The following is a 23294-nucleotide window of genomic DNA, read 5'->3' on the forward strand; positions in this document are numbered from 1 at the left end:
GATGACAATCCGGACCCCCTTTCTGGCTCTATGCCTCGTGCTCTTGAGCGTGCCCCCGGCTCTTTCCAAGGGCGGCAGCGTAGGCAACAAACAAGATCCGCTTGATCCCCATCACATCGATTCTCTGCCCCCCGACGTGCGGCAATACGTTGCCGGAATTTGCAAGGGAACGCCGGTCGCGCTGCACGACTTCGCGACCTACTCACCGCAGGAAAAGCGCTGGCGGATAAATCTCGAGTATCTGCAGTGCGGCGTTATCGGCGAATATCGCAGAGGCAATCAATGCCTGGATGTGGACTTCGTAGCCGAGGGCGCGCATTTTCGTCTCGCTAGAAAGACGTATGCTGCGTGTGGTTTTTGATGTCCTGGCGCTGCGCTCCAACGACACCAGGCCGTTCGAAAAATTGAAGCTGGCCGCCGGGGATGGAAGAACGCCAGTACTTCGGGGTGAATAGGCGATGTCACTCCGTCGAATCAAAATCCTCTTCGGTCGCGCTCAGCATTCCCGCCAGTGTCCGCAGGCCGAGGTCGAGTTGCTCCATCGGTGGCGCGGCAAGCGCGAGCCGCACCGCATTGGGCGCGTGCCCCGGCGTGGCGGCGAAGGTGGTCGACGGCGTCAGCGCGATGTCGCGGCGTGCCGCGGCCGCAACCAGGGTTTGCGAGCGCCAGTGCGGCGGCAAGGTCAGCCAGAGATGATAGGACTTCGGATTGGTCTGGATCTCGAAATCGGCCAGATGCTTCAACGCCAGAACCTGGCGGCGCCCGGCATCGATCCGCTTCAGCCGTGACAATTCGGCGGCTGTGCCGTCGGCCATCAGCCGCTGTCCCGCGGCGAAGGCGTAGCCCGAGGCAGTCCAGCCGCCCGAGCGCACCGCGGCCATGATGCTCTCGCGCAGCCGCGGCGGCGAGACGATGAAGCCGAGCGCGAGGCCCGGCGCCACCTTCTTCGACAGGCTGTCGAGCACGATGCAGCTGTCGGGCGCGAGCGCGGCCAGCGGCACCTCGTCGTCGAGGAAACCGTAGACGCCATCCTCGATGACGACGAGGCCGAGCTTCTCCACCACGCGCAACAGTTCGGCGCGGCGCTCGGCCGGCATGGTGATGCTGAGCGGGTTCTGGATCGTGGGCTGGACGTAGATCGCGGACAGATGCGCCTCGCGGTGCGCCTTCTGCACCGCATCGGGGCGGGCGCCGTGCTCGTCCATCGCAAGCGGCACCAGCGAGATGCCGAGCCGTGCCGCAATGCCCTTGACGAACGGATAGGTCAGCGCCTCCACGCCGCAGCGTCCGCCCGGCGGCACGACAGCGGCAAGGGCGGCGGCGATGCATTGCCGGCCGTTGGCGGTGAACACGATCTGGTCGGGATTCGGCGTCCAGCTTTTGCGTGCCAGGAATTCCGAGGAGATGGTTCGTGCCGCCCGGGTGCCAAAACTGGTCGCCGGCCGCAGCGCGCCCTCGAGCACCTCGGGCCGCTCCAGCCCTTCAAGACTCTTGGCGATCATCGTCGCCTGATGCGGCAGCAGCGGATAGTTGAATTCGAGATCGATGCGGGCGCCGCGCGGCTCGGTCGGGGCCGCGATGCCGCGCCGTGCCTCGCCGGACACGAAGGTGCCGCGGCCGACTTCGCCGACCACCAGCCCGCGCCGCAACAGCTCGGTGTAGACCCGGCTCGCGGTCGAGACGGCGATGTTGCGGTCATAGGCGAAATGGCGCTGCGGCGGCAGGCGGTCCCCCGCCTTGAGCGCGCCGCTGGCGATCTCGGCGGCCATCGCATCCGCCAGCTTCAGATATTCGAACCTCGACATTATTGCACCGAGAGCAATGTTTTACTTGCTCCGAGCAATGTACCGGATCATTTAGAAGGGAACAAGCCCATGATTGCACCGAGGAGCGCGCAAGCAATCTGAGGTCCCGACGGCGCAGGCGCTGAAACAGCATTTGCGTCAATGGCATAGATTTGCCGCTTGGACGTTGAAGGAGATGACAATGACGACGATATCCTTAGCCGCCGCACCGCCCGCATGGTCGAGCGTGTTCGGCGGATTGCTCCGATTGCTCCGAGTGTGGGGCGATGCACTGGCGACCTATTGGGTGCGCCGCGAGGCGATCAAGACGCTGCGTCAGCTCGATGACCGGACGCTGCGCGATATCGGAATCTCGCGCTGCCAGATCGAGCCCGCCGTCACCGGTGATCTCGACCTGGAGTTGGTGCGAATCCGTTGATATGACACTTGCAGGCGAGGGGGTGCTTGCACGATTTCGGAATATTGGAAAAATATCCCTGATTTGCCCGACGTGTCAAGTTGCCGTGTCGAACGCCGGCAGCCGCCGGCTCCTTTGCATGGGGTTGTTTTCGATATTTCGGCAGCGCGCACCCGCGGCGGTCGTTGAGATGGTGCGTGGGCGGCTGGACTAATGCCGCACCACCAGCACCGAGCATTTGGCGTAGCGCACCACGTGACCGGCGTTTGAGCCGAGGAAGTAGGTGCGCATCGCCGGGCGGTGCGAGGTCATCACGATCAGGTCGGCCTTCATGGTCGCGGCCTCTTCAAGAATCTCGTGATAGATGCCGCCCTGGCGGACCACGGCCGAGATGCGCTCGGGCGCGATGCCGGATTCGCGCGCGACGATCGCAAGCGCCTCCTCCGATGTTTCACGCTGCTGGCTGTCGAAATCAGCCGGCACATATTCGGCGAGCATCACCGGCGTCATCGGCAGCACGTTGAGCAGACGCACCGCCCCGTTCCATGTTTGCGACAACGTCGCAGCGGTTGCGATCGCCGGCTTCGCCAGATCGGTATCGGCGAGGTCGATCGGCACGAGAATGGACTTGTACATCTGCGCCTCCTGTCCGCGATTGGTCTGGAGCCGTTTGGTCCCGGTGCCGGGACGCGCGCCTTCTTCTTGTTTAGGTACCTTCTTGAGATACCTTGTGGTGTCGACGCGAACCGGTCCCCCTGTCGCGCAGATATCAATATAGCATGATGGAACGGCGCTGTCCGCTTGCGTCAGCTGCGCGAGGCCTGCTTCAACAGCTTAGGGCTGACGAACAGGACGAGCTTGCCGCGCCGGAAGGAGACGTCGTTCCAGTCGTCGGTCGCGAAGTCGAAGACGGCGAGCCCCGAGGTCGGCAGATTGTTACCGAGCGCGCGCTTTGCCGCCTCGTCGCCGCTGCCGGTCAGCATCAGCGCGAACTCGTGCATGCCGGGATTGTGGCCGATCAGCATCAGCCGCTTCGGATCGGTAACTGAAGCCATCCGGATCGCGGTCAATAGTTGCGCCGGATCGGCGCCGTAGAGGTCCGGCACGTATTCGACTTTCGGCCGCGGTCCGGCGTCCTTCAGCGCCTCGCGCACGATCTCCCAAGTCTGTATGGTGCGGACCGCCGGCGACACCAGCGCCAGGTTGGGCAGGCGCGGATGGCGGGCGAGCCAGCCGCCGATCTCCGCCGCATCGCGGTGGCCGCGCTCGTCGAGACGACGGTCCTGGTCCCGCCCCGAAGGCGCGTCGGTTTCGGTCTTGGCGTGGCGCAGCAGCAGTAAACGGCGCATGGACTTCCATCTCGATTCGGCCTGGTCGAATTAATTCTACAGGCTCATGCTCTGGACAAGGTGACAAGCGCCGCAGCGGTTCGTAAGAAAACGCCATGAGCGAGACTTCCACAAGTGCGGCGGACGGCCCCGACGACGCGGCCTCGCCGTTCCGCGACCGTCTGGCGTTCGACCTCGACGTCGACATTTGCGTGGTCGGAGCGGGGCTGGCCGGCCTGACCGTGGCGCGCGAGGCCGCGCGGCTTGGTGCCAGCGTCGCCGTGCTCGAGGGCCGCCGGATCGGCTGGAACGCCTCCGGCCATCATCTCGGCACCGTGATGCCGGGCTTCGGCCTGCCGATATCAGATGTGATCGAACGCGTCGGCCTCGATGATGCCCGCGAATTGTGGGCGCTGTCGAAGGAGGGCGCCGACTATGTCCGTGCCACCGCCACCGAGGATTTGATCCCGGGCATCAGCCCGAGCGATGGTGTGCTGGAAGTTTCCAATGTCGACGTCGGCGAGGCGCTGATCAGCCGCCTGCAGACGCTGGGCGAGGATTTCGCGACCGAGGTCGAGGGCTGGCAGGTCGATCGCGTGCGCAGCGTGCTGCGGACCGGCCGCTATTTCCATGGCATCTATTACCCAAAGGCGTTCCAGATCGACGGCCGCAAATATGTGCACGGGCTCGCCGCGCTGGCGACGCGGGCGGGTGCACGGATATTCGAGGAGACGCCGGTCGTCAGTATCGATTTTTCCGGCGTTCGCAAACGGATCGTGACGCCGTCGGCGCGGCTGCGCGCCACGCACATCGTCCTCGCCGGCAATATCCATCTCGGCGCGCCGCTGAAGCGCCTGTCCGACACGCTGCTGCCGGTGTGGCGCTACGCGGCGCTGACAGAGCAACTCGGGGAGCGGCTGGCCGAGACGATCACGTTTTCCGGCTCGGTCGTCGACAGCGACGGCATCGACCATTTCCGTGTCGTCGATGGCGATCGCCTGTTGTGGGCCAGTCCCGAAACCACCTGGGATGCGCGGCCGCAGCGGCTTGGCACGGCGGTGCAGCGCCGCATCGCCACGGTGTTTCCACAACTCGGCAAGGTTCCAATCGCAGAGATGTTCGGCGGCGCGGTTGGTGTCACCGTGCATGGCATGCCGCAGATCGGGCAGTTGCGCAGAGGCCTGTGGGTGGCGAGCGGCTTCGGCCGGCAGGGGCTCAACACCTCGGCGCTCGCGGGGCAGTTGATCGCACGCAGCATCCTGTGGGGCGACGACCGCTGGCGGCTGTTTTCGCCGTTCGAGCTGGTCTGGGCCGGCGGTACCACCGGCCGCGTTGCCGGTCATTTCATCAGCCTGTGGGCAAGGGGTGCCGCGTCCGCCGCGGGCGTTCTGGCGCGCTACCGCGAGGGTGCACGTGCGAAGGAGCGTCTCCGCGAGGCGCGGCTGGCTGAGGCTAATCTCAAGGCGGGAACCAGGGGACCGGCGCCCCGCCGTCCGCCGGGGCCCGCCGTGCGGCCGGTGCAGCCGCCTGCGCCCCGGCCGGTTGGGGACGATGGGGAGCCGTATCCTCACGCCTCGCAAGAAAGTGAGCGGACCTCCGACGGGCGGATGTAACGTCTGCCGACGGGGTTCGTATTTGTTGACGAACCTGTTGGCCAGTCTTGTTTGGCAGTCCTGATTACAAGTCCTGGCCGTCCGCATCGGAGATGATTGATGTTCAATCGCCGTATCCTGCTTGCTTCCGCCGCCAGCCTGCTCGGCCTCGCTGCCTTCCGCTGGCTGCGCGCCTCGCCGGCGCAGGCCGCCGAGAAATTCGAGATCGAGAAGACCGACGCCGAATGGCGCGCGCAGCTCACGCCGCAGCAATACGAGATCCTGCGCAACCAGGGCACCGAGCGGCCGGGATCGAGCCCGTTGCTCAAGGAGCACCGCAAGGGCATCTTCGCCTGCGCCGGCTGCGACCTGCCGCTGTTCTCGTCCGAGACCAAGTATGAGAGCGGCACCGGCTGGCCGAGCTTCTACAAGCCGCTGGAGAATGCGGTCGGCACCACGTCGGACCGCACCTTCGGCATTGTGCGCACCGAGGTGCATTGCCGCCGCTGCGGCGGCCATCTCGGCCACGTCTTCGACGACGGCCCGAAACCGACCGGACTGCGCTACTGCATGGACGGTTTTGCGCTGGTGTTTCACCCGGCGGCGCCATCGGCGACCTGACACTCATAGCGTTTTCGAGCGGAGTGAATACCGGTTCGCGTCACAAAAACGCGTCAAACAAAAAGAGGGAGCGCGGTCAGAACTGCGCTCCCTCCCGGCAATTGTTGCCTGCCCGGCAATTGTGCCCCGGTTAAACGGCCGGGGCTTTTTTTTCAAGCGCATGATTTTGTTGCGTTTCGTTTCTTGGCACGACCCTTGCGACATGCTCCGCCGATGCGGCCATTCCTGTGATTGCCAGCCGCCGGGAATCGAATTGGAGAACATGTCATGGGTATCTTCGGCGCTCTTACGACGGCGGTCGGTGGGTTGCGCGCAGGGTCGTACGCGCTCGAAAACATCTCCGGCAACATCGCCAACTCGCAGACCACGGCCTTCAAGCGCATCGATACCTCCTTCCTCGATCTTGTTCCGCAGACCGCGCTGACCGCGCAGCTCGCCGGCGGCGTCACGGCGCAGTCGCGTTCGACCAACTCGGTGCAGGGCGACGTGCAGTCGGCGTCAGTCGCGACCTTCATGGCGATCAACGGCAACGGTTTCTTCGCGGTGCAGAAGCCCGGCGGCTTCACCGACGGCTCGCCGGTGTTCGATGGCGTCGACCGCTATACCCGCCGCGGCGATTTCCAGCTCAACAAGGACGGCTATCTGGTCAACGGCGCCGGCTATTACCTCGAGGGCGTGCCGATCGACGCGACCACCGGCAACCCTTCGGGCTCTTCGCCGCAGGTGCTGCGCTTCAAGAACGACTTCCTGCCGGCGCAGCAGACCACCAAGATCGACTATCGCGCCAACCTCGCGTCCTATCCCTTGACCACCGCGCACGACACCTCGGTTCCGGGTTCCGAGCTGATCCGGCCGGGCGCGTTCAGCAGTGGAAATAATCCGTTGGTGCTGGGCACGCCCGCCGCGCCGTATACCGATTCCTCCGTCACCGGCACCGCGCAAAACAACAAGGCGACGCCGTCGGTGGCCAACACCGCCGCGACCTTGCTCTCGGGCGCTGCGGGCACTGATTCGATCAACGCCAGCTTCAGCGCCGGCTCTGCCGGCCCGCCCGTCGTGCCGGCCGATACGATCACAGTCAACGGCACCGTCATCACGTTCGTGGCTTCGGGAGCGACCGGCAACCAGCTCAACGTCACCGACAGCATCGGAACGCTGCTCGCCAAGATCGACTCGATTACCGGTACCACGACGTCATCGACGATCAGCGGCGGCAAGATCACCCTGCATTCCGGCAAGTTGGCCGATCTCAACGTGACGAGCTCGAACTCGACCGCGCTTGCGGCGCTCGGCTTCACCGGCTCGGCGGTTGCGACCCGCGGCGGCGGCGGCACGGTCGGCACCGGCCAGGTGGTCGGCAACGACAACTCGACCTTCCTGAACCAATCCGTCTCGGGCGGCGCCGTCACGGCCTACGACGTGTCGGGTGCGCCGGTGAACCTGCAATTCCGCTGGGCCAAGACCGACAGCTCCTCACTGGGCACCGGACATACCGATAGCTGGAACCTGTTCTATCAGGTCAATCCCAATGCAACCGGCACGCAGGTCTCTTGGCAGAACGCCAACATCAACTTCACCTTCGGATCGAACGGCCAGATGTCGCCGGCGATCTCCTCGGTGGCGCTCAACAATGCCGTCGTCAACGGCGTGTCGCTCGGCAATCCCGTGATCAATTTCGGCTCCGGCGGCGTGACCCAGTTCGCGGACGCCAATGGCAACGTCCAGGTCAACCAGATTCAGCAGGACGGCTTCCCCGCCGGCCAGCTGCAGTCGGTGAGCGTTTCCACCAACGGCCGCATCGTCGGCAACTACACCAACGGCCGCAACATCGACCTTGCCGAAATCTCGGTGGCGACATTCAACGGCACCAACTTCCTCAAGCGCATCGACGGTGGCGCGTTCGAGGCGACCGACGAGTCCGGTGGCGCGCTGTTCGGCAAGGGCGGTAGCACCATCGTCGGCTCATCGCTCGAGAGCTCGAACACCGATATCGCCGACGAGTTCACCAAGCTGATCGTGACCCAGCAGGCCTATTCGGCGAACACCAAGGTGATCACGACAACCAACTCGATGGTGCAGGACCTCTTGAACGTCGTGCGCTGATCGCATCGATGATGCGCGTGTCAAGAAGTAAAGGCGAGTACACATCATGGGTTTGAGCCAAGCCCTTTCCACCGCGATGTCGGGCCTGCGCGCCACCCAGGCCTCGCTCTCGCTCGTGTCGTCGAACGTCGCCAACGCGGAGACGCCGGGCTACGTCAGGAAGACGCTGAACCAGGATACCGGCACCACCGGCCAGTTCGGGTCGAGCGTTCTCATCACCGGCGTCAACCGCCAGCTCGACGAATTCCTGCAGACCCAGCTTCGCACCGAGACGTCGGGCGCGTCCTACGCCGACGTCCGCTCGAGCTTCCTTGCCAATCTGCAGGGCGTCTACGGCAATCCCGACTCCACCGGTACGATCGAGGACGCCTACAACAAGTTCCTGACCGCGCTGCAGGGGCTGTCGACCAGCCCGGACTCGCAGTCGGCCCGCATCGGCGTCGTCAATGCCGCGCAATCCATGGCGCAGCAGCTTAACGCGACCTCGCAGGGAATCCAGACGCTGCGTGCCAACGCCGAGGCCGGCATCAGCGACTCCGTCAATACCGCCAACAATGCGTTGCAGCAGATCGCGCGCCTCAATGTGCAGCTGCAGGCCAACGGCGGCACGACCGACGCCTCGACCGCGGCATTGCTCGATCAGCGCGATCGTTACGTCACCCAGCTTTCGCAGTTGATGGACATCCGCACCGTCACCAACAGCCAGAACCAGGTGACCGTGTTCACCAATTCCGGCGTGCAGCTGGTCGGCACCGAGGCGGCGACGCTCAGCTTCAACGCCCAGGGCACGATGACGCCCAACACGCAATACAATAGCGACCCGACCAAGAGCACCGTCGGCACCATCACCATCAATTTTCCGCATGGCGGCACCTACGACATGGTGTCGACCAATTCGATCCGATCAGGCAAGATCGCAGCCTATCTCGAGCTGCGCGACAACACGCTGGCGCAGGCCCAGACGCAGATCGACCAGTTTGCTGCCGCGATGTCGAGCGCGCTGTCGGACAAAACGACCTCGGGCTCGGCAGTGACAGCGGGGGCGCAGTCCGGGTTCGACCTCGATCTCTCGGGGCTGCAGAGCGGCAACACCATCCACGTCTCCTACAAGGACAACACCACCGGCCTCACGCACAATCTGTCGATTATCCGCGTCAACGATCCGAGCGTGCTGCCGCTGAGCAATACCGCGACCGTCGATCCGAACGACGAGGTGCTGGGCATCGATTTCTCCGGCGGCATGAGCTCGGTGCTGTCGCAGCTCAACGGGGCGCTCGGCGGAACCGGCCTGCAATTCTCCAATCCGTCCGGATCGGCGCTGCGTGTGCTCGACGACGGCGCCGCCAACAAGGCGGATGTGACCGCAGCCTCGGTGACGTCAACGGTCTCGTCACTGACGTCAGGTGATCCGCAGCTTCCGCTGTTCACCGACAATGGCGGGCTCTATACCGGCGCGATCACCGCGAATGGTTCGCAGACGACCGGCCTTGCCGCGCGCATCAGCGTCAACACCGCGCTGGTCGGTGATCCCTCGCGCATGGTCGTGTTCTCGACCAATCCGCAGACCCCGGCCGGCGACACCACGCGTGTCAACCTCGTCCTGAACCAGCTGTCGAACGCATCGTACAGCTACTCGCCGCAGACCGGCCTCGGCACGACTGGCGCGCCGTTCACCGGCACGCTGCTGAACTTTGCCAAACAGTTCATCAGCCAGCAGGGCGAGTCGGCGACCGCCGCCAAGCAACTGGCTGACGGCCAGGACGTCGTGCTGAACACGCTGCAAACCAAGATGGACTCGACCTCCGGCGTCAACATGGACGAGGAGATGGCGCATCTGCTTTCGCTCCAGAACGCCTATTCCGCCAATGCGCGCGTGATGTCGTCGATCAAGCAGATGTACGACGCGCTGCTGCAGCTCACGTGAGGGTAACATGTCGATCGACGGCGTAAGCGGCAGAACTTCCTATATCGGCACCACGATCCTCAACCTGCGGAATCAGCTCAACGACCTGACGACGCAGCTTGCAACGGGCAAGGTATCGACGACCTATGCGGGGCAGGGGCTTGATCGCGGCTTTGCGCTCAGCCTGCGCGCCCAGATCAGCGGCATCAACGCGTTCTCAGATACCGCGACCAATCTCAACACGCGCCTCAGTGTCGCCAATCTCACCCTGCAGGGGCTGTCCGACGTCGGGACACAGGTGAAGAACGCCGCGACCACGGCGACGCTGACGCTCAACGACAGCGGGCAGACCTCGGGCCAGATCACGGCGCAGGCGGCGTTCGCCAACGCGGTCGCGATGCTGAACAGCCAGTCGGGCGACCGCTATCTGTTCTCGGGCCGTGCGATGGATACGCCGGCCACGGTCTCTGCCGACACCATGCTCAAGGGCACAGCCACCCAGGCCGGCCTCACCCAGCTCATCAATGAGCGCAAGCAGGCCGATCAGGGCGCCAACATGATGGGACGCCTGAGCGTCTCGTCGCCGCCGGCGACCACGACGGTGACCAGCGTTGCCGAGGACGGCTCGTCGTTTGGGCTCAAGCTGTTGTCGGTGCAATCGTCGTTGACCGGCGGTGCCACGGTGACGCAGCCGACCGGCACGCCGAAGTCCGCCTCGGTCGATCTCGGCGCCGTCAATCCGAAGGACGGCGACAAGATCAAATTCAACTTCACGCTGCCAGACGGCACCACCGATGCGATCGAACTCACGGCGACGACGACGAACCCGCCGCCGGCCGGTTCGTTCCTGATTGGCGCCGACACCGCAGCGACGACGGCCAACCTTCAGTCGACGCTGACCTCGTCGATCAAGACGTTGAGCGACACGTCGCTGGTCGCAGCCTCCGCGGTCGCGGCGTCGAACAACTTCTTCAATCCGGTCGCGACCGTCTCGGGCGCCGCCGTCAACAACCACAACACGCCGCCGGCGCCGATCGGCGGTGCCACGGCCCTTTCGGGTGCGGCGGGCACCGACTCGCTGTCGACGAGCTTCGCGGCCGGTGACACCGTCACGGTGAATGGCACCCCGATCACCTTCGTGGCCTCGGGCGCCACCGGCAACCAGGTCAACATCACCGACAGCGTGCAGACGCTGATGGCGAAGATCGACCAGATCAGCGGGACCAAGAACCCGTCGACCATCAGCAATGGTGCGATCACGCTGCACGGCGCCGACGGTGCGAGCCTCTCGATATCGAGCTCCAATACGGCGGCACTCGGCGCGCTCGGCATCGCCAACAATACCAGCGCGACCCCGGCGCCGCTCAGGGTAGGGGGACCGCCGTTCGATACGGCGACCAACCTGGTCGCGGGCACGCCTGACAACACCGTCTACTGGTACACCGCCGAGAACGGCCCGGGATCGGCCCGCGGCACGGCCGTCGCACAGGTCGATCAGTCGATCACCGTGCAGTATGGCGCGCGCGCCAACGAGCAGGCCTTCCGTTATCTGCTGCAGAACGTCGCCGCGTATGCGGCGGTGACCACCAACGCCAGCAACCCGAATGCGAGCGCGCAGGTGACGGCGCTCGCGCAGCGGGTTAGCGCGAACCTCGCCCCGCAAAACGGCCAGCAGCAGATCCAGGACGTGCAGGCTGAATTCGCCGGCGCCCAGACCGCGACCAAGGCGGCCACCGATCGCCAGACCCAGCTCAAGGGCATGGCGGAAACGATGCTCGACTCGGTCGAGGGCGTCAATCAGGACGAGGTCGCGACCAAGATCCTGGCGCTGCAGACCAGCCTGCAGGCGTCGTACCAGACCACGTCGATGCTGTATCAGACGACGCTGCTGAAATATCTGCCGATCGGCTGATTGTTTGCCGCGCATCTTCGGACAGCAAAAAAGGCCTCCTTGCGGAGGCCTTGTTCGTTCAGGCGGGGGGACGCGTCTACGCGCTCTTGCGTGCGTCGTCCCGATCGGCGTTTTGCTGGCTGCGTGCGGTTTCCAGCAGCTTCTCCTCGTGCGCAATCAGTTTCTTGGATTCCTTCAGCGCGTGATAGAGATCGCCGTTGAGGATGAAGTTGTTGACGCTTTCGATGAACGGCCAGGCGCTCGGCATCGCGGTGATGATGTCGCGCACCAGGCTGAAATAGGTCGGGTGGTGCGCCATCGGGTCCGGCGACAGATACATCAGCTGCACGGCGAGATAGATCAGCTTCGCAGGCGTGTCCGCGGTCTCGGGCGTCAGGATATCCTTCTCGCGCAGGATCGGGATGCGGTCGCCGTCGATCAGCAGGCGGGCACGCTGATCGGTGTTGGTGATCACGCAATTGCCGACGATGATGCGCTCGTTCGGTTTGAGTTCGACCTTCAGGGCCATGACCGTTCTCCTTTGCCGGCAGTCGCGCGATGTCGTTGCAGCGGAACGAAGTTGTGTGCGGCACTGCTTAGCAGCCGCCGCTGCGGCCCGGGGCCGATGCGACAGCGATCCTTTCCCATGATGGTTAATGCTTCGTGAACGAGGCGCAGGCGCGGGCGCCGGCATTCGGCCGGATTCGGCAATCGCCTCAGTAGTTTTTGCGACGACGTCGCCTGACGGCGAGAATTTTATTCTTCGGCATTTGTCTCAAATGCCGTGCTGGAGATTTCTTTTTCCTTCGCGGCTTGACCGCAGGATCGGCCATCCGCCCGATCAGAAAGGATTGGTGCGGTTTTTTCTCAGTTTCACACCAGAAAGGTATGAAAATGTCCGATATCATTCTCTCCTCCTCCGTTCGTCAGAACCTCCTCTCCCTCCAGTCCACCGCCGATCTGCTCTCCACCACGCAGAACCGTCTTGCCACCGGCAAGAAAGTCAACACGGCGCTCGACAACCCGACCAACTTCTTCACCGCACAGTCGCTCGACAACCGCGCCAGCGACATCAACAACCTGCTCGATGGCATCGGCAACGGTGTGCAGGTGCTGCAGTCCGCCAACACCGGCATCACGTCGCTGCAGAAGCTGGTCGATACCGCGAAGTCGATCGCCAACCAGGTGCTGCAGAGCCCGACCGGCTACACCACGAGGTCGACGGTCACCTCCACCGCGGCGCTCGGCGGCACGGCGGCCAACCTCGTCGACGGCACCACGATCAAGAGCGGTGACGTGCTGGCGATCGCGGCTTCGGCCGGCCAGCCCGCCTTCACCTTCACCTTCGGGGCCAGCAGCTCGCTCGCGCAGCTGAACTCGTCGCTGGCGGCCAGCAACCTGACGGCCACGCTCGACAGCTCCAACAAGCTCGTCATCTCCACGACCAATGACGCGGCGTCCTCGACGATCGGTGCTGTGACCTTCACCAACACCGGCGGCGGCACCGCGACGTTCAGCGCAGCCGGTACGGCTCCGGTTGCCGACTCGGCTTCGCAGTCGGCGCGCGCCGCCCTGGTGACGCAGTACAACAACACCATCGCGCAGATCACGACGACAGCGCAGGACGCGTCGTTCAACGGTATCAACCTGTTGAACGGCGATAGCTTGAAGCTGACCTTCAACGAGACCGGCAAGTCCACGCTCAGCATCACCGGCGTCACCTTCAACGCTGCCGGCCTCGGCCTGAACTCGCTGACGGCCGGCACCGACTTCCTCGACAACAACTCGGCGAACAAGGTGCTGACGGCGCTGGGTACGGCGAGCTCCTCGCTGCGCAGCGAAGCCTCGACGCTGGGTTCGAACCTCTCGATCGTGCAGATCCGTCAGGACTTCTCGAAGAACCTGATCAACGTGCTGCAGACCGGCTCGTCCAACCTGACGCTGGCCGACACCAACGAGGAAGCGGCCAACAGCCAGGCGCTGTCGACCCGCCAGTCGATTGCGGTCTCCGCGCTCGCGCTCGCCAACCAGAGCCAGCAGAGCGTGCTGCAGCTGCTCCGCTAAGCGCGCCGACAAGTGCGTCAAGAACGGCGGGGGAAACCCCGCCGTTTCTCTTTGTCTCCGGGGTATTACGGTATCTGTCTGTGCCGTCGGAACGGCGCATTTCGTAACGCCTGCTAACCATATTTAAAGGCGCCGGATGCATAAATATCGGGCGCTAGAATTGCGTCTCCGCGGCTCAAGAAATCCGCATCCCATCGAGGTCATTGAATGTCGAATGCAGCCCAGGCCTACGCTCGTACGTCCGCGACGACGGCGTCCCCACGTGAAATCGAGGCGCAGGCGCTGTTGAAGGCCGCGCGGCAGCTGCAGGAAGTCCAGACCAACTGGAACGGTCCCGACAAGGCGCTCGATCACGCGCTGCTGTTCAACCGCCGTCTGTGGTCGATCTTCCTGAGCGCAGCGCAGGGCGACGACAATCCGCAGCCGCTCGAAGTGCGTCAGAACATCGCCAACATCGGCGTGTTCGTGATGAAGCAGACCGTCGACATCCAGATGAACCCGGACCCGGCGAAGCTGAAGTCGCTGATCGAGATCAATTGCAATATCGCCGCCGGTCTCTCGGGCCGCGGCTGATCGACCAGTTCGCGAGCGGAGCTTCGGCATGGCCGACGTACTGAGCATCCTGTCGGCGAACTACAAGGCCGCCGGCCTGACGGTTCCGTCAAAGACGCCCTATGTGGCCGTCGATCCGAACCTCTATGAGGGCAGCTGGAGCGGCAAATATGCCAACAACAAGTCGTTCAACATCTCGGTGTCGAACGTCGATGGCTTCCGTGCCAAGGTCCATTATCAGAGCGACGGCACCAGCAAGTATCAGGACGTCCTGATCAAGGACAGTGCGTTCCGGATCGGCGATACCAAGTTCTCGCTGGTGCAGCAGGGCACGGCGCTGATTGCCAATGTCGTCACCGATCCGGCCACCGGATCGACCTATCTCGACAAGGCTTACGCCACGCAGAAGACCTGAGGGTTCGTCCGTCTGCGCCTACGCGCGGCGGTCGGTGGCACGCACCCGCGCCGGCGCATCCTTGCTGAGATCGAGCGCGTGGAAATAGGCGCGGCGGCGCAATACGGCTTCTTCCGGAAACTGCCTCACTACCAGGTTGGTGCGATTGTCGATCACCTGATAGACCACGGCGCGTGCGTCGCGGTCGATGATGACCTGGTCGGTGACCGATGCAGAGAGCGACGCGTTGGCGGCGTTCGGATCGATCGTGACGCGTACGCTCGGCTCCGGAGCGGTGACGCTCTGGCCCGTCGGCAGTTCGGTCCTGACCGCCTTCTGCGCCGTATCGCTCGTCGGAGTGATCATCGGCGCTGCGACCGGTGCCCCCACCGGCTTGATGTTGAAATCTGTACTCATGGCAGCCTCGCAGTGCGCAGGCACTAGTTTGCTTGAGTCAAATCCCAACCCCTCACGATCCGCAACTCTACGGGGAACCTCTCAATAGGCTGTTAGAAAACACGCTGAACGCCGCGCTGACCGACAGGTATCGAATTGAGCTAAATTGTCGGCGTGCAGTCAGAGCGTGCGGCTGACGGCGATCGGCGTCATGTTGCGCGGGCTCGGCGTGGCGCGCTGTCCATTCGCGGTGTAGGTGTTCGGGATATTGCGGCGCTGTACCTCGGCATTGACGCCGCGCACGATCCCTTCGGAGACGGCGTGCGCGGTCGCAAGCACGGTCAAGTTGACCTGCAGCATGGCGCGGAACGTCTCGTGATGACGCCGCAGCGTCGCGAGCAGCTCGGGATCGGTCTGCGACAGCATCTTCTGCATCGATTTCAGATGCTCCACCGCGAGCATGTAGCGCCGCGACAGCTCCGACTTCTGCGCCTCGAGCCGCATGCCCTCGCGGATCTTGCCGGCGCGGACGAATTCGGTCTCCTGCTCGACGACGGCGAGCAGCGCGCTCATCACTTCCGTCAGCTCGTTGGCGAGACGCGCAACGTCGGGCGGCGTCGACGTTGCGGACCGCGCGGCGGAGGCGGATGCTGGTCGCTGCTGCTGTTGACGCTGGTTCATCGCGCTGCTCCTTGAAACAGAATTAGCTCTTGTTCGCCTGCTGCAGGATCAGCGAGCGGAACACTTCGTTGGAAATACCGACGCCGCCGGCCTTGGCGAAGTTCTTCGAATATTCGTCGGTCAGCATCGACCGCCACGCGCCGGTGCCGACCGTATCGCCGTACGGGCCTTCGCCCTTCAGGCCGGTGGTCATCTGCGAGAACATCGAGTTGAGGAACATCGATTCGAAATCGGTCGCGGTCGCCTTGGCCTTGGCCGCTTGCTGCGGCGTGACCTTCTTCAGCGCGTCCTGCAATACGGGATCGGGGCGGCCGTTGAACATCGGCATCAGCGCCTTGTTCGGCATGCTGCCCGTGGTGCTGTTGATCATGCTCGCCATCACATCAACTCGATGTCTGCTTCGATCGCGCCGGCAGCCTTGATCGCCTGCAGGATGCTGATGAGGTCGCGCGGTCCGATGCCGAGGCCATTGAGGCCGTCGACGAGCTGCTGCAGCGAGACGCCGTCCCTGACGACTGCGAATTTCTTGCCATCCTCGGTGACGCCGACGCTGGTGCGCGGCGTCACCACGGTCCGGCCTCGCGACAGCGGATTGGGCTGGCTGACCTGCGGGCTCTCGGAGATCGAGACGGTGAGATTGCCTTGCGCGACCGCGACGGTGGCGACGCGAACGTCGCGGCCCATCACGATGATGCCTGAGCGTTCGTCGATCACGATCTTTGCCGCGAGATCGGGATCGACCTGCAACTGTTCGATCTCGGTCAGGAAGGCGACGACGTTGCCCTTGAACTCCGGTGGGATTGAGAGCTGCACGGTGGAAGGATCGATCGGTTCGGCGGTCTTGACGCCGAGATAGTCGTTGACCGCGGCGGCAATCCGTTTGGCGGTTGTGAAGTCGGCGTTGCGCAGCGCCAGCCGCACGTTGGGCAGGCGATTGAGCGCGAACTCGATCTCGCGCTCGATGATGGCGCCGTTGGCGATCCGGCCCACGGTCGGCACGCCACGGACGACGCTGGCCGCGGCGCCTTCGGCCGCGAAGCCGGCAACCGCGACCGATCCCTGCGCCACCGCATAGACATTGCCGTCGGCGCCGAGCAGGGGAGTGACGAGCAGGGTGCCGCCCTGCAGGTTCTTGGAATCGCCGAGCGCGGAGACGGTGACGTCCATGCGCGTGCCCTGGGTGCCGAACGCCGGCAGATTGCCTGTCACCATCACGGCGGCGACGTTGCCGGTGCGGATGGTGGCGCCGCGGATGTTGACGCCCATGCGCTCGAGCATCGCCTGCAGCGATTGCTTGGTGAAGGGGATGTTGTTGAGCGTGTCGCCGGTGCCGTTGAGGCCGACCACGAGGCCGTAGCCGATCAACTGGTTCTGGCGCACGCCCTCGATGTTGGCGAGATCCTTGATCCGCGACGTCGCGGCCGCGGGCATGGCGGAAGCCGCCAGCGCCAGCAGCGCGGCGCAGGCCAACCCGAATAGACTTGCGATGCGGATGCCGGGCATCCCAATGCTCCCCTTGAACTTCAACTCGCGGATCACGCGACACTCCCATGACGGCGATCCGCCTTAACCATGCGAGCTCCGTGCCACCTCGTTTCGCTCCGGCAATGTATTGATATATTTATCGAAATTGTCGGGTCGTCATTTTCCTCGAGTTGGCCAGGGAGCGCGAAACTGCCGTGCGGCGGCAGAAATTGCCGGGTCGTTTACGTGCCGTTAACCATAAAACGGCGATCCTTGGGGCATTCAGGCCTGCGGGATCATGACGATGCGCATCTACGGACCGAACGGCACCACGCTTGGCACCTCCACCAGTTCCACGCGGCGCACCTCGTCGAGCGGCTTCTCGCTGCCGGACGCGACGACCGCGCAGGAGGAGGTTCGCTCCACCGCCGCGCCGAAGGCCGCCGCCAGTCTGGATGCGCTGCTCGCGCTGCAGGGCGTCGAAGATCCGACCGAACGCCGCAAGCGCTCGGTGGCCCGCGGCAAGGGCGCGCTCGACGTGCTCGACGCGCTCAAGCTCGGACTGCTGTCCGGCAATTTCGATTCCTCGACCGTGAACCGGCTGCGTGACGCTGCGGCGAGCCTGAAGGCATCTTCCGGCGACCCCGGCCTCGATGCCGTGTTGGGCGAGATCGAGCTGCGCGTCGAAGTCGAGCTCGCCAAGGCTGGGCAATATTAGGCTCCTCCAGATCAACTAACCTGTCTCACACCATCGCTTCAGGCCGCCAACGCCTTGCGCTGCGCGTCGTAGCGGCGCTGCGCCGCCAGCACCTCCTTCAGATTCTGTTCGGCCCAGTCGCGCAGCGGATCGACCGCTTCGGCCAGCGTTGAACCGAGCGGCGTGATCGAATACTCGACGGTGACCGGAACGGTTGCGATCGCACGCCGCCGCAGCAGCCCGTCGCGCTCCAGGCTTTTGAGCACCTGCGACAGCATCTTCTGCGAGATGCCCTCGATGGCGCGGCGGAGCTGGTTGAATCGCATCGGCTCGCTGCGCAGCAGCAGCAGGATCAGCACCGCCCATTTGTCGCCGACGCGGTCGAGGATCTGGCGCGTCGGGCAATTGGCGGCATAGGCGTCCGGCTTCAGGCTGGCGGCTTTCATCGGGTTACTCCGGCGTAATCAGGTGAGACAAGAGTGCCTTCTTCACACTTACATCCATTTCGCTATCTAGTCACCATTGGAAACTATCAATCGGAGACTTGAGATGAAGATCGCCATCGCCGGCGCATCGGGCCAGGCCGGCTCGCGCATCACGGCGGAACTCGCCCGCCGTGGCCATACCGTCACCGCCATCGCCCGCAACCCGGAGAAGATCGCCAGGCTGGCCAATGTCACGGCCAGGACGGGCGATGCCAACGACCAGGCCGCCCTGGCCGCGCTCTGGGCCGGCCACGATGCCGCGATCAGCTCGATCCACTTCCTGGTCAGCGACCCGGTCAAGCTGATCGGGGCCGCCAAGGCCTCCGGGGTCGGCCGCTATCTCGTGGTCGGCGGCGCCGGCAGCCTCGAGGTGGCCCCGGGCGTTCGCCTGGTGACTACGCCGAACTTCCCGGCCCAGTACAAGGCCGAGGCCTCGAGGGGGGCCGAATTCCTTGACCTGCTGCGGCAGGAGAAGGACCTGAACTGGACCTTTTTGTCGCCCTCGGCGCTGTTCGTGGCGGGTGAGCGGACCGCCAAGTTCCGCCTGGGGACCGACCAGCTTCTGACCGCCGCGGACGGGAAAAGCTCGATCTCGTTCGAGGACTTCGCAGTTGCACTCGCCGACGAAATCGAGCGCCCGGCCCATATTCGCCAGCGTTTCACGGTCGGCTATTGAGGGGGCAGAAGAGGGGATGAGGCGGGCCCCGGGCAGGGCGGATAAGTTTGCCTGTGCAAGGCCTTGGGGCCAGCCCGCCTTTCGCGGTGGCAGATATTGTCTGTCACATGACGTGGCTATATAAGGCGCCGCGCGGAGGGGTTCTGTTCCCTCCGCCTGACAGGGACATGGCTGCCTTTGGAAAAGCTGAAGAACTACCGGCCGACTGAAAAAGAGCCTTTCATGAATGAGCGGCAGCGCGACTATTTCCGCGCCAAGCTGCTGGCCTGGAAGGATGAGATCCTCCGCGAATCGAAGGTCACGCTGCAGACGTTGCAGGAAGAGAACGTCAATCATCCCGATCTCGCGGACCGAGCTTCCTCGGAAACCGACCGCGCGATCGAACTTCGTGCGCGCGACCGTCAGCGCAAGCTGATCTCCAAGATCGACGCGGCGCTCCAGCGTATCGAAGACAACACCTACGGCTACTGCGAAGAGACCGGTGACCCGATCTCGCTAAAGCGGCTCGAAGCCCGCCCGATCGCGACGCTGTCGGTGGAGGCGCAGGAACGCCACGAGAAGCGCGAGAAGGTCTATCGCGACGAGTAGTGGTGGCGGACCACCACGGATTGATTGCGGCGCGCACCGGTTGTAGGTTCGCGCCGCGATGATGACACGTACTCTCAACATCACCTCGGTCTTCTTCCTGGGCTGATCCCGCTTCCACGAGGAAGCGTTGATCATTCCCGCGAGCTCGGGCTCGTGGGCTTCCAGCGAACCGAATGAGCCGGCCAGGTTCCGCGCAGCGTGGAGCGCCGATGGCTGGCGACAGCTTGAGAGACAATCATGACTCATCGAGACGACGCGCGTGCGCTGAGCGACGCGCAGATCGCGCAATTCATTGCACAAGGCTTTGTCAGGATCGACAACGCCTTTCCCCGCGAACTTGCCGATGCGGGACGCGCCATCATGTGGCGGGACCTGCCGTGCAGCGAGCACGATCCCTCGACCTGGACGCAGCCGGTGGTTCGGCTGCCCGGCTACGGCGAGGAACCGTTCCGGTTGGCGATCAACGCGCCATTGCTGTATCGGGCGCTCGATCAGATCGTCGGCCCCGGCCGTTGGTCTCCGCGTCACAATATCGGAACCTTTCCGGTGCGCTTCCCGCATCCAGACGATCCCGGCGATGGCGGCTGGCACGTCGATGTCAGCTTTCCGGGGGACGATTGCGACCCGAACGAGCGGAGCGATTTCTCCGCATGGCGCGTCAACGTCGTCTCGCGCGGCCGCGCACTGCTGATGTTGTTCCTGTTCTCCGATGTCGGCGAGGACGATGCGCCGACCCGTATCAGGGTCGGCTCGCATTGGCCGATGGCCCGCTACCTCGCGCCGGCGGGCGAAGCCGGGCGCGCACGCATGGTGCTCGACGAGATGGGCGCCGACTGCGAGGTCGCGCTGGCAACGGGCGAGGCGGGCACCGTCTATCTCTGTCATCCGTTCCTGGTGCATGCCGCGCAGAAGCATCGGGGCACGACGCCGCGCTTCATGGCCCAGCCTTCGCTCGGCGCCGGTGCGCCCTACCGGCTCCGGCGTGACGACGGCACCTACTCGCCGGTCGAGATCGCGATCCGGATGGCGCTCGGCATGGGTTGATCGCATGCCGATCTGAAGGCGAGACGACATTCAGGCCAGTCCGGCCCCGCGTGTCGTCCCGCTTGCCTCCGCGTGACGGCGCGGGCCGTAGGTCTTCGACCACGCCAGCAATTCGCGGAAAGCCGGCGTCAGGCCCCATGCCGAATCTGTCAGCTCGTATTCGACCTGCAACGGCTTCTCGGCGAGCACCTTGCGCGCGATCAGCCCGTCGCGCTCGAGCTCGCGCAGTTGCGCGCTCAGCATATGCTGGGTGATCGGCACGAGTGCGCGGCGCATCGCGCCGAACCGCACGCCGCCATTCATCAGCGCGAACAGGATCTCGAGCTTCCATTTTCCCCCGAGCGCGTGGATCGCGTGCTTGAAATCGATCAGCAAGCTTGGGTCGGTCGGGCAGCTATCGCATTCACCGCCGTCACAAACATCGCTAGTATTGTTTTCCATACCGGTCTCGAATTTCATCCTACTTGTCCAAGGTCAGATAGTGACCAGATGCGGCCTGTGCAGGGTGGGCGGTGCAGTGTTGGGCCCACCTGCCGAACCATGAGGAGGGCAGGGATATGCGCACGGTTTTGGTCACGGGCGGATCGGGTTTCATCGGCGTGCATACCATTCTGCAGCTGCTCGCCGACGGGCATACGGTGCGAACCACCCTGCGCAATCCGGATCGCAGCAAGGACGTGATCGCGATGCTGCGCGAGGGTGGCGCTGACACGCCCGACCAGGTCGGCTTCGTCACGGCCGACCTGCTGCGTGATGACGGCTGGCGCGAGGCGGCCGCGGGGTGCGATTACGTGCTGCATGTCGCGTCGCCGCTCGGCGCTCATGTTCCCGAGGACGAGAACGAGCTGATCGTCCCGGCGCGGGAAGGAACGCTGCGGGTGTTGCGCGCGGCGCGCGACGCCGGCGTGAAGCGCGTCGTCATCACGTCGTCGTTTGCCGCGATCGGCTATGGTCATGCGCCGCAAGCCAAGCCATTCGACGAGACCGTCTGGTCCAATCTCGATGGCCCTGATGTGCAGGCCTATCCGAAATCCAAGACGCTGGCCGAGCGCGCCGCTTGGGATTTCGTCGCGCGCGAAGGCAATGGCTTCGAGCTGGCCGTGGTCAATCCGACCGCCGTGTTCGGCCCGGCGCTCGGCGCCGATTTCTCCGAGTCGATCGGCATCATCAAGGCGCTGCTCGACGGCGCAATGCCGGCGGTGCCGCGAATCCATTTCGGGCTCGTCGACGTGCGCGATGTCGCCGACCTGCATCTGCGCGCCATGACATCGCCGAAAGCCAAGGGTGAGCGCTTCCTGGCGGTCGCCGGCGAGACCATGTCGGTGCTAGGGGTCGCCCGCCTGCTGCGCGCAAAGCTTGGCAGCAAGGCGCGGCGTGTGCCCCGGTTCCAGGCGCCGGACTGGACGATGCGGCTCGCCGCACGACGCAACCCGCTGGCCCGTGCTGCGCTGCCGCTGCTGGGCAAGGTGCGCCGCTCGACCAGCACCAAGGCACAGACCCTGCTCGGCTGGCGCCCGCGCGGCAATGAGGAGATGATCGTGGCGACCGCCGAGAGCCTGATCAGGCTCGGTCTGGTCAAGGCTTGACGGCCTCTCCCGTCCAGCGCGCTTGCCAGACGCGTCGGCGAGTGCTGAATTGCTACGAGCAGACGGAGGCGCCACCGCGCCGCCGAGAACATCAGGGAGGCTGCGCAGATGGATCGGGTCCTCGCGGCCGCAAAGGTGATTGCCAGCGCGCGCCGCAGCCGCGCGCCGCTCAAGGCGCTCGCCAAAGACGTCGTGCCGCGCGACGAGGCCGAAGGCTACCGCGTCCAGTATGCGCTGCACGATTTGCTGCAGCCACACCTGGGCAGCCTCGTCGGCTACAAGATCGGCTGCACCAGCGCGGTGATGCAGGAATATATCGACATCCCGCACCCCTGCGGCGGCGGGGTGTTCGAGAAGGTCGTGCATGACAACAGCGTGCGGCTGCCGGCGGCCGATTTCGTTCATGTCGGCGTCGAGTGCGAGATCGCGGTGAGGCTGGCGCGCAGTCTCGCTCCGAGCGAAGCGCCGTTCACCGCCGAATGGGTCGCGGAGGCGGTCGAGGCCTACCATCCCGCGATCGAGATCGTCGACGACCGCTACGTCAAGTGGGAGACGCTGGGCGCCCCGACGCTGATTGCCGACGATTTCTTCGCCGCAGGCTGCGTGCTCGGGGAGGCCGTGCCGCGCATCACCGTGCCCGATCTGCGTGCGGTCGCGGGACGCGCGATCGTCAATGGCAAGGAGGAGGGGCGCGGCACCGGCGCCGACGTGCTCGGGCATCCCCACAACGCGCTCGCCTGGCTCGCCAATCATCTCGCCGCCGAAGGCCGCGGCCTGCACGCCGGCCAGATCGTGCTGACCGGCAGCCTGGTCAAGACGGTGTGGCTGAAGGCGGGCGACACGGTCGTGATGGAGCTCGATGGTCTCGGAAAGGTGGAAGCGACGTTCACGTGAGGCAATGTTGTGCTGACAAGCTCGCCTCCACATAAAGATGTCGTCCCTGCGAAAGCAGGGACCCATATGTGGACGGCCCCCGTGGCACAAGAGCTTTTTGAGTAGATCGGATCGCTTGCATCCATATGTCCGG

Annotated in this window: 26 protein-coding genes; 16 read left to right on the forward strand and 10 right to left on the reverse strand. The window is 64.6% G+C overall.

The genetic code is table 11. The features are described 5' to 3' along the window. The first annotated feature begins 1 nt into the window (after position 1). Positions 2-361: a hypothetical protein gene (locus ABIB78_RS36180; RefSeq protein ID WP_429033714.1), complete on the forward strand. Its 360-nt coding sequence runs from the start codon at positions 2-4 to the stop codon at positions 359-361. A 100-nt stretch (positions 362-461) separates the two neighbouring features. Here the strand turns inward: ABIB78_RS36180 and ABIB78_RS36185 are convergent, their stop codons facing one another. Further along, positions 462-1805, reverse strand: coding sequence for a PLP-dependent aminotransferase family protein (locus tag ABIB78_RS36185; RefSeq protein WP_429033716.1), 1344 nt, complete (start codon positions 1803-1805; stop codon positions 462-464). 181 nt (positions 1806-1986) lie between these two features. On the opposite strand from ABIB78_RS36185, the gene ABIB78_RS36190 reads away from it, so the two are divergent. Further along, on the forward strand, positions 1987-2223 hold the full coding sequence (locus ABIB78_RS36190; protein WP_429033718.1) for a DUF1127 domain-containing protein: 237 nt from the start codon (positions 1987-1989) through the stop codon (positions 2221-2223). 189 nt (positions 2224-2412) lie between these two features. On the opposite strand, the gene ABIB78_RS36195 is transcribed toward ABIB78_RS36190, so the two are convergent. Further along, complete coding sequence (locus ABIB78_RS36195) at positions 2413-2838, reverse strand: universal stress protein (protein ID WP_429033719.1); 426 nt, start codon at positions 2836-2838, stop codon at positions 2413-2415. Positions 2839-3008: 170 nt separating this feature from the next. Then, positions 3009-3551 carry a SixA phosphatase family protein gene (locus tag ABIB78_RS36200; RefSeq protein ID WP_429033721.1) on the reverse strand — a complete coding sequence of 181 codons (543 nt, stop codon included), beginning with the start codon at positions 3549-3551 and terminating at the stop codon, positions 3009-3011. A 95-nt stretch (positions 3552-3646) separates the two neighbouring features. Here ABIB78_RS36200 and ABIB78_RS36205 point away from each other — a divergent pair, with 95 nt between their 5' ends. The 5 genes from ABIB78_RS36205 to ABIB78_RS36225 all read left to right on the forward strand — a co-directional run bounded on the left by ABIB78_RS36205 (position 3647) and on the right by ABIB78_RS36225 (position 11661). Then, positions 3647-5143 carry an NAD(P)/FAD-dependent oxidoreductase gene (locus ABIB78_RS36205; RefSeq protein ID WP_429033723.1) on the forward strand — a complete coding sequence of 499 codons (1497 nt, stop codon included), beginning with the start codon at positions 3647-3649 and terminating at the stop codon, positions 5141-5143. A 99-nt stretch (positions 5144-5242) separates the two neighbouring features. Further along, entirely contained in the window at positions 5243-5743 is a 501-nt protein-coding gene (msrB, locus tag ABIB78_RS36210) for a peptide-methionine (R)-S-oxide reductase MsrB (protein WP_429033725.1), read from the forward strand. Between the two features lie 267 nt (positions 5744-6010). Continuing rightward, positions 6011-7846 carry a flagellar hook-basal body complex protein gene (locus tag ABIB78_RS36215; RefSeq protein ID WP_429033727.1) on the forward strand — a complete coding sequence of 612 codons (1836 nt, stop codon included), beginning with the start codon at positions 6011-6013 and terminating at the stop codon, positions 7844-7846. Between the two features lie 46 nt (positions 7847-7892). Further along, positions 7893-9770 (forward strand): flagellar hook-associated protein FlgK, encoded by a 1878-nt coding sequence (gene flgK, locus ABIB78_RS36220; protein ID WP_429033728.1) that lies wholly within the window; start codon positions 7893-7895, stop codon positions 9768-9770. 7 nt (positions 9771-9777) lie between these two features. Continuing rightward, a complete protein-coding gene (locus ABIB78_RS36225) occupies positions 9778-11661 on the forward strand; it encodes a flagellar protein (RefSeq protein WP_429033730.1) in 1884 nt (627 codons plus the stop codon). 76 nt (positions 11662-11737) lie between these two features. Here ABIB78_RS36225 and flbT read toward each other — a convergent pair whose 3' ends face one another. Then, positions 11738-12169 (reverse strand): flagellar biosynthesis repressor FlbT, encoded by a 432-nt coding sequence (flbT, locus tag ABIB78_RS36230; protein ID WP_429033732.1) that lies wholly within the window; start codon positions 12167-12169, stop codon positions 11738-11740. A 359-nt stretch (positions 12170-12528) separates the two neighbouring features. On the opposite strand from flbT, the gene ABIB78_RS36235 reads away from it, so the two are divergent. The 3 genes from ABIB78_RS36235 (at position 12529) to ABIB78_RS36245 (ending at position 14671) form a co-directional block, all read left to right on the forward strand. Further along, positions 12529-13704: a flagellin gene (locus ABIB78_RS36235; RefSeq protein WP_429033734.1), complete on the forward strand. Its 1176-nt coding sequence runs from the start codon at positions 12529-12531 to the stop codon at positions 13702-13704. Positions 13705-13911: 207 nt separating this feature from the next. After that, the gene (gene flaF / locus ABIB78_RS36240) at positions 13912-14277 is read left to right on the forward strand and encodes a flagellar biosynthesis regulator FlaF (RefSeq protein ID WP_429033736.1); all 366 of its coding nucleotides are present in this window, start codon (positions 13912-13914) and stop codon (positions 14275-14277) included. Positions 14278-14305: 28 nt separating this feature from the next. Beyond that, entirely contained in the window at positions 14306-14671 is a 366-nt protein-coding gene (locus ABIB78_RS36245) for a hypothetical protein (protein ID WP_429033738.1), read from the forward strand. An 18-nt stretch (positions 14672-14689) separates the two neighbouring features. Here the strand turns inward: ABIB78_RS36245 and ABIB78_RS36250 are convergent, their stop codons facing one another. The 4 genes from ABIB78_RS36250 to ABIB78_RS36265 all read right to left on the reverse strand — a co-directional run bounded on the left by ABIB78_RS36250 (position 14690) and on the right by ABIB78_RS36265 (position 17230). After that, entirely contained in the window at positions 14690-15067 is a 378-nt protein-coding gene (locus ABIB78_RS36250; protein ID WP_429033740.1) for a hypothetical protein, read from the reverse strand. A 159-nt stretch (positions 15068-15226) separates the two neighbouring features. Next, the gene (locus ABIB78_RS36255) at positions 15227-15727 is read right to left on the reverse strand and encodes a hypothetical protein (protein WP_429033742.1); all 501 of its coding nucleotides are present in this window, start codon (positions 15725-15727) and stop codon (positions 15227-15229) included. Between the two features lie 22 nt (positions 15728-15749). Next, a complete protein-coding gene (gene flgJ / locus ABIB78_RS36260; protein WP_429033743.1) occupies positions 15750-16106 on the reverse strand; it encodes a flagellar assembly peptidoglycan hydrolase FlgJ in 357 nt (118 codons plus the stop codon). Further along, on the reverse strand, positions 16106-17230 hold the full coding sequence (locus ABIB78_RS36265) for a flagellar basal body P-ring protein FlgI (RefSeq protein ID WP_429033745.1): 1125 nt from the start codon (positions 17228-17230) through the stop codon (positions 16106-16108). The genes flgJ and ABIB78_RS36265 overlap by 1 nt, the downstream gene beginning before the upstream one ends. A 265-nt stretch (positions 17231-17495) precedes the next feature. Here ABIB78_RS36265 and ABIB78_RS36270 point away from each other — a divergent pair, with 265 nt between their 5' ends. Then, entirely contained in the window at positions 17496-17909 is a 414-nt protein-coding gene (locus ABIB78_RS36270; protein ID WP_429033747.1) for a flagellar assembly protein FliX, read from the forward strand. A 38-nt stretch (positions 17910-17947) separates the two neighbouring features. Here ABIB78_RS36270 and ABIB78_RS36275 read toward each other — a convergent pair whose 3' ends face one another. Next, positions 17948-18334: a winged helix-turn-helix transcriptional regulator gene (locus tag ABIB78_RS36275; protein ID WP_074131694.1), complete on the reverse strand. Its 387-nt coding sequence runs from the start codon at positions 18332-18334 to the stop codon at positions 17948-17950. Between the two features lie 103 nt (positions 18335-18437). On the opposite strand from ABIB78_RS36275, the gene ABIB78_RS36280 reads away from it, so the two are divergent. The 3 genes from ABIB78_RS36280 to ABIB78_RS36290 all read left to right on the forward strand — a co-directional run bounded on the left by ABIB78_RS36280 (position 18438) and on the right by ABIB78_RS36290 (position 20681). Beyond that, positions 18438-19049, forward strand: a complete 612-nt coding sequence (locus ABIB78_RS36280) for an NAD(P)-dependent oxidoreductase (protein WP_429033749.1) — start codon at positions 18438-18440, stop codon at positions 19047-19049. A gap of 222 nt (positions 19050-19271) precedes the next feature. Continuing rightward, complete coding sequence (gene dksA / locus ABIB78_RS36285) at positions 19272-19637, forward strand: RNA polymerase-binding protein DksA (protein ID WP_021077973.1); 366 nt, start codon at positions 19272-19274, stop codon at positions 19635-19637. Between the two features lie 237 nt (positions 19638-19874). Further along, entirely contained in the window at positions 19875-20681 is an 807-nt protein-coding gene (locus tag ABIB78_RS36290) for a phytanoyl-CoA dioxygenase (RefSeq protein WP_429033752.1), read from the forward strand. Between the two features lie 30 nt (positions 20682-20711). Here ABIB78_RS36290 and ABIB78_RS36295 read toward each other — a convergent pair whose 3' ends face one another. Then, positions 20712-21140: a winged helix-turn-helix transcriptional regulator gene (locus ABIB78_RS36295; protein WP_429033754.1), complete on the reverse strand. Its 429-nt coding sequence runs from the start codon at positions 21138-21140 to the stop codon at positions 20712-20714. A 98-nt stretch (positions 21141-21238) separates the two neighbouring features. Here ABIB78_RS36295 and ABIB78_RS36300 point away from each other — a divergent pair, with 98 nt between their 5' ends. Beyond that, on the forward strand, positions 21239-22267 hold the full coding sequence (locus tag ABIB78_RS36300; RefSeq protein ID WP_429033756.1) for an SDR family oxidoreductase: 1029 nt from the start codon (positions 21239-21241) through the stop codon (positions 22265-22267). A gap of 108 nt (positions 22268-22375) precedes the next feature. Beyond that, on the forward strand, positions 22376-23161 hold the full coding sequence (locus tag ABIB78_RS36305) for a 2-keto-4-pentenoate hydratase (RefSeq protein ID WP_429033757.1): 786 nt from the start codon (positions 22376-22378) through the stop codon (positions 23159-23161). The last annotated feature ends 133 nt before the right edge of the window (positions 23162-23294 follow it).

The organism is Bradyrhizobium sp. I1.14.4, assembly GCF_050435825.1.
Lineage (GTDB): Bacteria > Pseudomonadota > Alphaproteobacteria > Rhizobiales > Xanthobacteraceae > Bradyrhizobium.

What these genes read in the sequence shown, in the direction of transcription:
- ABIB78_RS36180 (WP_429033714.1), top strand. Translation starts at nt 2, where the DNA reads ATGACAATCCGGACCCCCTTTCTGGCTCTATGCCTCGTGCTCTTGAGC.
- ABIB78_RS36185 (WP_429033716.1), bottom strand. Translation starts at nt 1,805, where the DNA reads ATGTCGAGGTTCGAATATCTGAAGCTGGCGGATGCGATGGCCGCCGAG.
- ABIB78_RS36190 (WP_429033718.1), top strand. Translation starts at nt 1,987, where the DNA reads ATGACGACGATATCCTTAGCCGCCGCACCGCCCGCATGGTCGAGCGTG.
- ABIB78_RS36195 (WP_429033719.1), bottom strand. Translation starts at nt 2,838, where the DNA reads ATGTACAAGTCCATTCTCGTGCCGATCGACCTCGCCGATACCGATCTG.
- ABIB78_RS36200 (WP_429033721.1), bottom strand. Translation starts at nt 3,551, where the DNA reads ATGCGCCGTTTACTGCTGCTGCGCCACGCCAAGACCGAAACCGACGCG.
- ABIB78_RS36205 (WP_429033723.1), top strand. Translation starts at nt 3,647, where the DNA reads ATGAGCGAGACTTCCACAAGTGCGGCGGACGGCCCCGACGACGCGGCC.
- msrB (WP_429033725.1), top strand. Translation starts at nt 5,243, where the DNA reads ATGTTCAATCGCCGTATCCTGCTTGCTTCCGCCGCCAGCCTGCTCGGC.
- ABIB78_RS36215 (WP_429033727.1), top strand. Translation starts at nt 6,011, where the DNA reads ATGGGTATCTTCGGCGCTCTTACGACGGCGGTCGGTGGGTTGCGCGCA.
- flgK (WP_429033728.1), top strand. Translation starts at nt 7,893, where the DNA reads ATGGGTTTGAGCCAAGCCCTTTCCACCGCGATGTCGGGCCTGCGCGCC.
- ABIB78_RS36225 (WP_429033730.1), top strand. Translation starts at nt 9,778, where the DNA reads ATGTCGATCGACGGCGTAAGCGGCAGAACTTCCTATATCGGCACCACG.
- flbT (WP_429033732.1), bottom strand. Translation starts at nt 12,169, where the DNA reads ATGGCCCTGAAGGTCGAACTCAAACCGAACGAGCGCATCATCGTCGGC.
- ABIB78_RS36235 (WP_429033734.1), top strand. Translation starts at nt 12,529, where the DNA reads ATGAAAATGTCCGATATCATTCTCTCCTCCTCCGTTCGTCAGAACCTC.
- flaF (WP_429033736.1), top strand. Translation starts at nt 13,912, where the DNA reads ATGTCGAATGCAGCCCAGGCCTACGCTCGTACGTCCGCGACGACGGCG.
- ABIB78_RS36245 (WP_429033738.1), top strand. Translation starts at nt 14,306, where the DNA reads ATGGCCGACGTACTGAGCATCCTGTCGGCGAACTACAAGGCCGCCGGC.
- ABIB78_RS36250 (WP_429033740.1), bottom strand. Translation starts at nt 15,067, where the DNA reads ATGAGTACAGATTTCAACATCAAGCCGGTGGGGGCACCGGTCGCAGCG.
- ABIB78_RS36255 (WP_429033742.1), bottom strand. Translation starts at nt 15,727, where the DNA reads ATGAACCAGCGTCAACAGCAGCAGCGACCAGCATCCGCCTCCGCCGCG.
- flgJ (WP_429033743.1), bottom strand. Translation starts at nt 16,106, where the DNA reads ATGGCGAGCATGATCAACAGCACCACGGGCAGCATGCCGAACAAGGCG.
- ABIB78_RS36265 (WP_429033745.1), bottom strand. Translation starts at nt 17,230, where the DNA reads ATGCCCGGCATCCGCATCGCAAGTCTATTCGGGTTGGCCTGCGCCGCG.
- ABIB78_RS36270 (WP_429033747.1), top strand. Translation starts at nt 17,496, where the DNA reads ATGCGCATCTACGGACCGAACGGCACCACGCTTGGCACCTCCACCAGT.
- ABIB78_RS36275 (WP_074131694.1), bottom strand. Translation starts at nt 18,334, where the DNA reads ATGAAAGCCGCCAGCCTGAAGCCGGACGCCTATGCCGCCAATTGCCCG.
- ABIB78_RS36280 (WP_429033749.1), top strand. Translation starts at nt 18,438, where the DNA reads ATGAAGATCGCCATCGCCGGCGCATCGGGCCAGGCCGGCTCGCGCATC.
- dksA (WP_021077973.1), top strand. Translation starts at nt 19,272, where the DNA reads ATGAATGAGCGGCAGCGCGACTATTTCCGCGCCAAGCTGCTGGCCTGG.
- ABIB78_RS36290 (WP_429033752.1), top strand. Translation starts at nt 19,875, where the DNA reads ATGACTCATCGAGACGACGCGCGTGCGCTGAGCGACGCGCAGATCGCG.
- ABIB78_RS36295 (WP_429033754.1), bottom strand. Translation starts at nt 21,140, where the DNA reads ATGAAATTCGAGACCGGTATGGAAAACAATACTAGCGATGTTTGTGAC.
- ABIB78_RS36300 (WP_429033756.1), top strand. Translation starts at nt 21,239, where the DNA reads ATGCGCACGGTTTTGGTCACGGGCGGATCGGGTTTCATCGGCGTGCAT.
- ABIB78_RS36305 (WP_429033757.1), top strand. Translation starts at nt 22,376, where the DNA reads ATGGATCGGGTCCTCGCGGCCGCAAAGGTGATTGCCAGCGCGCGCCGC.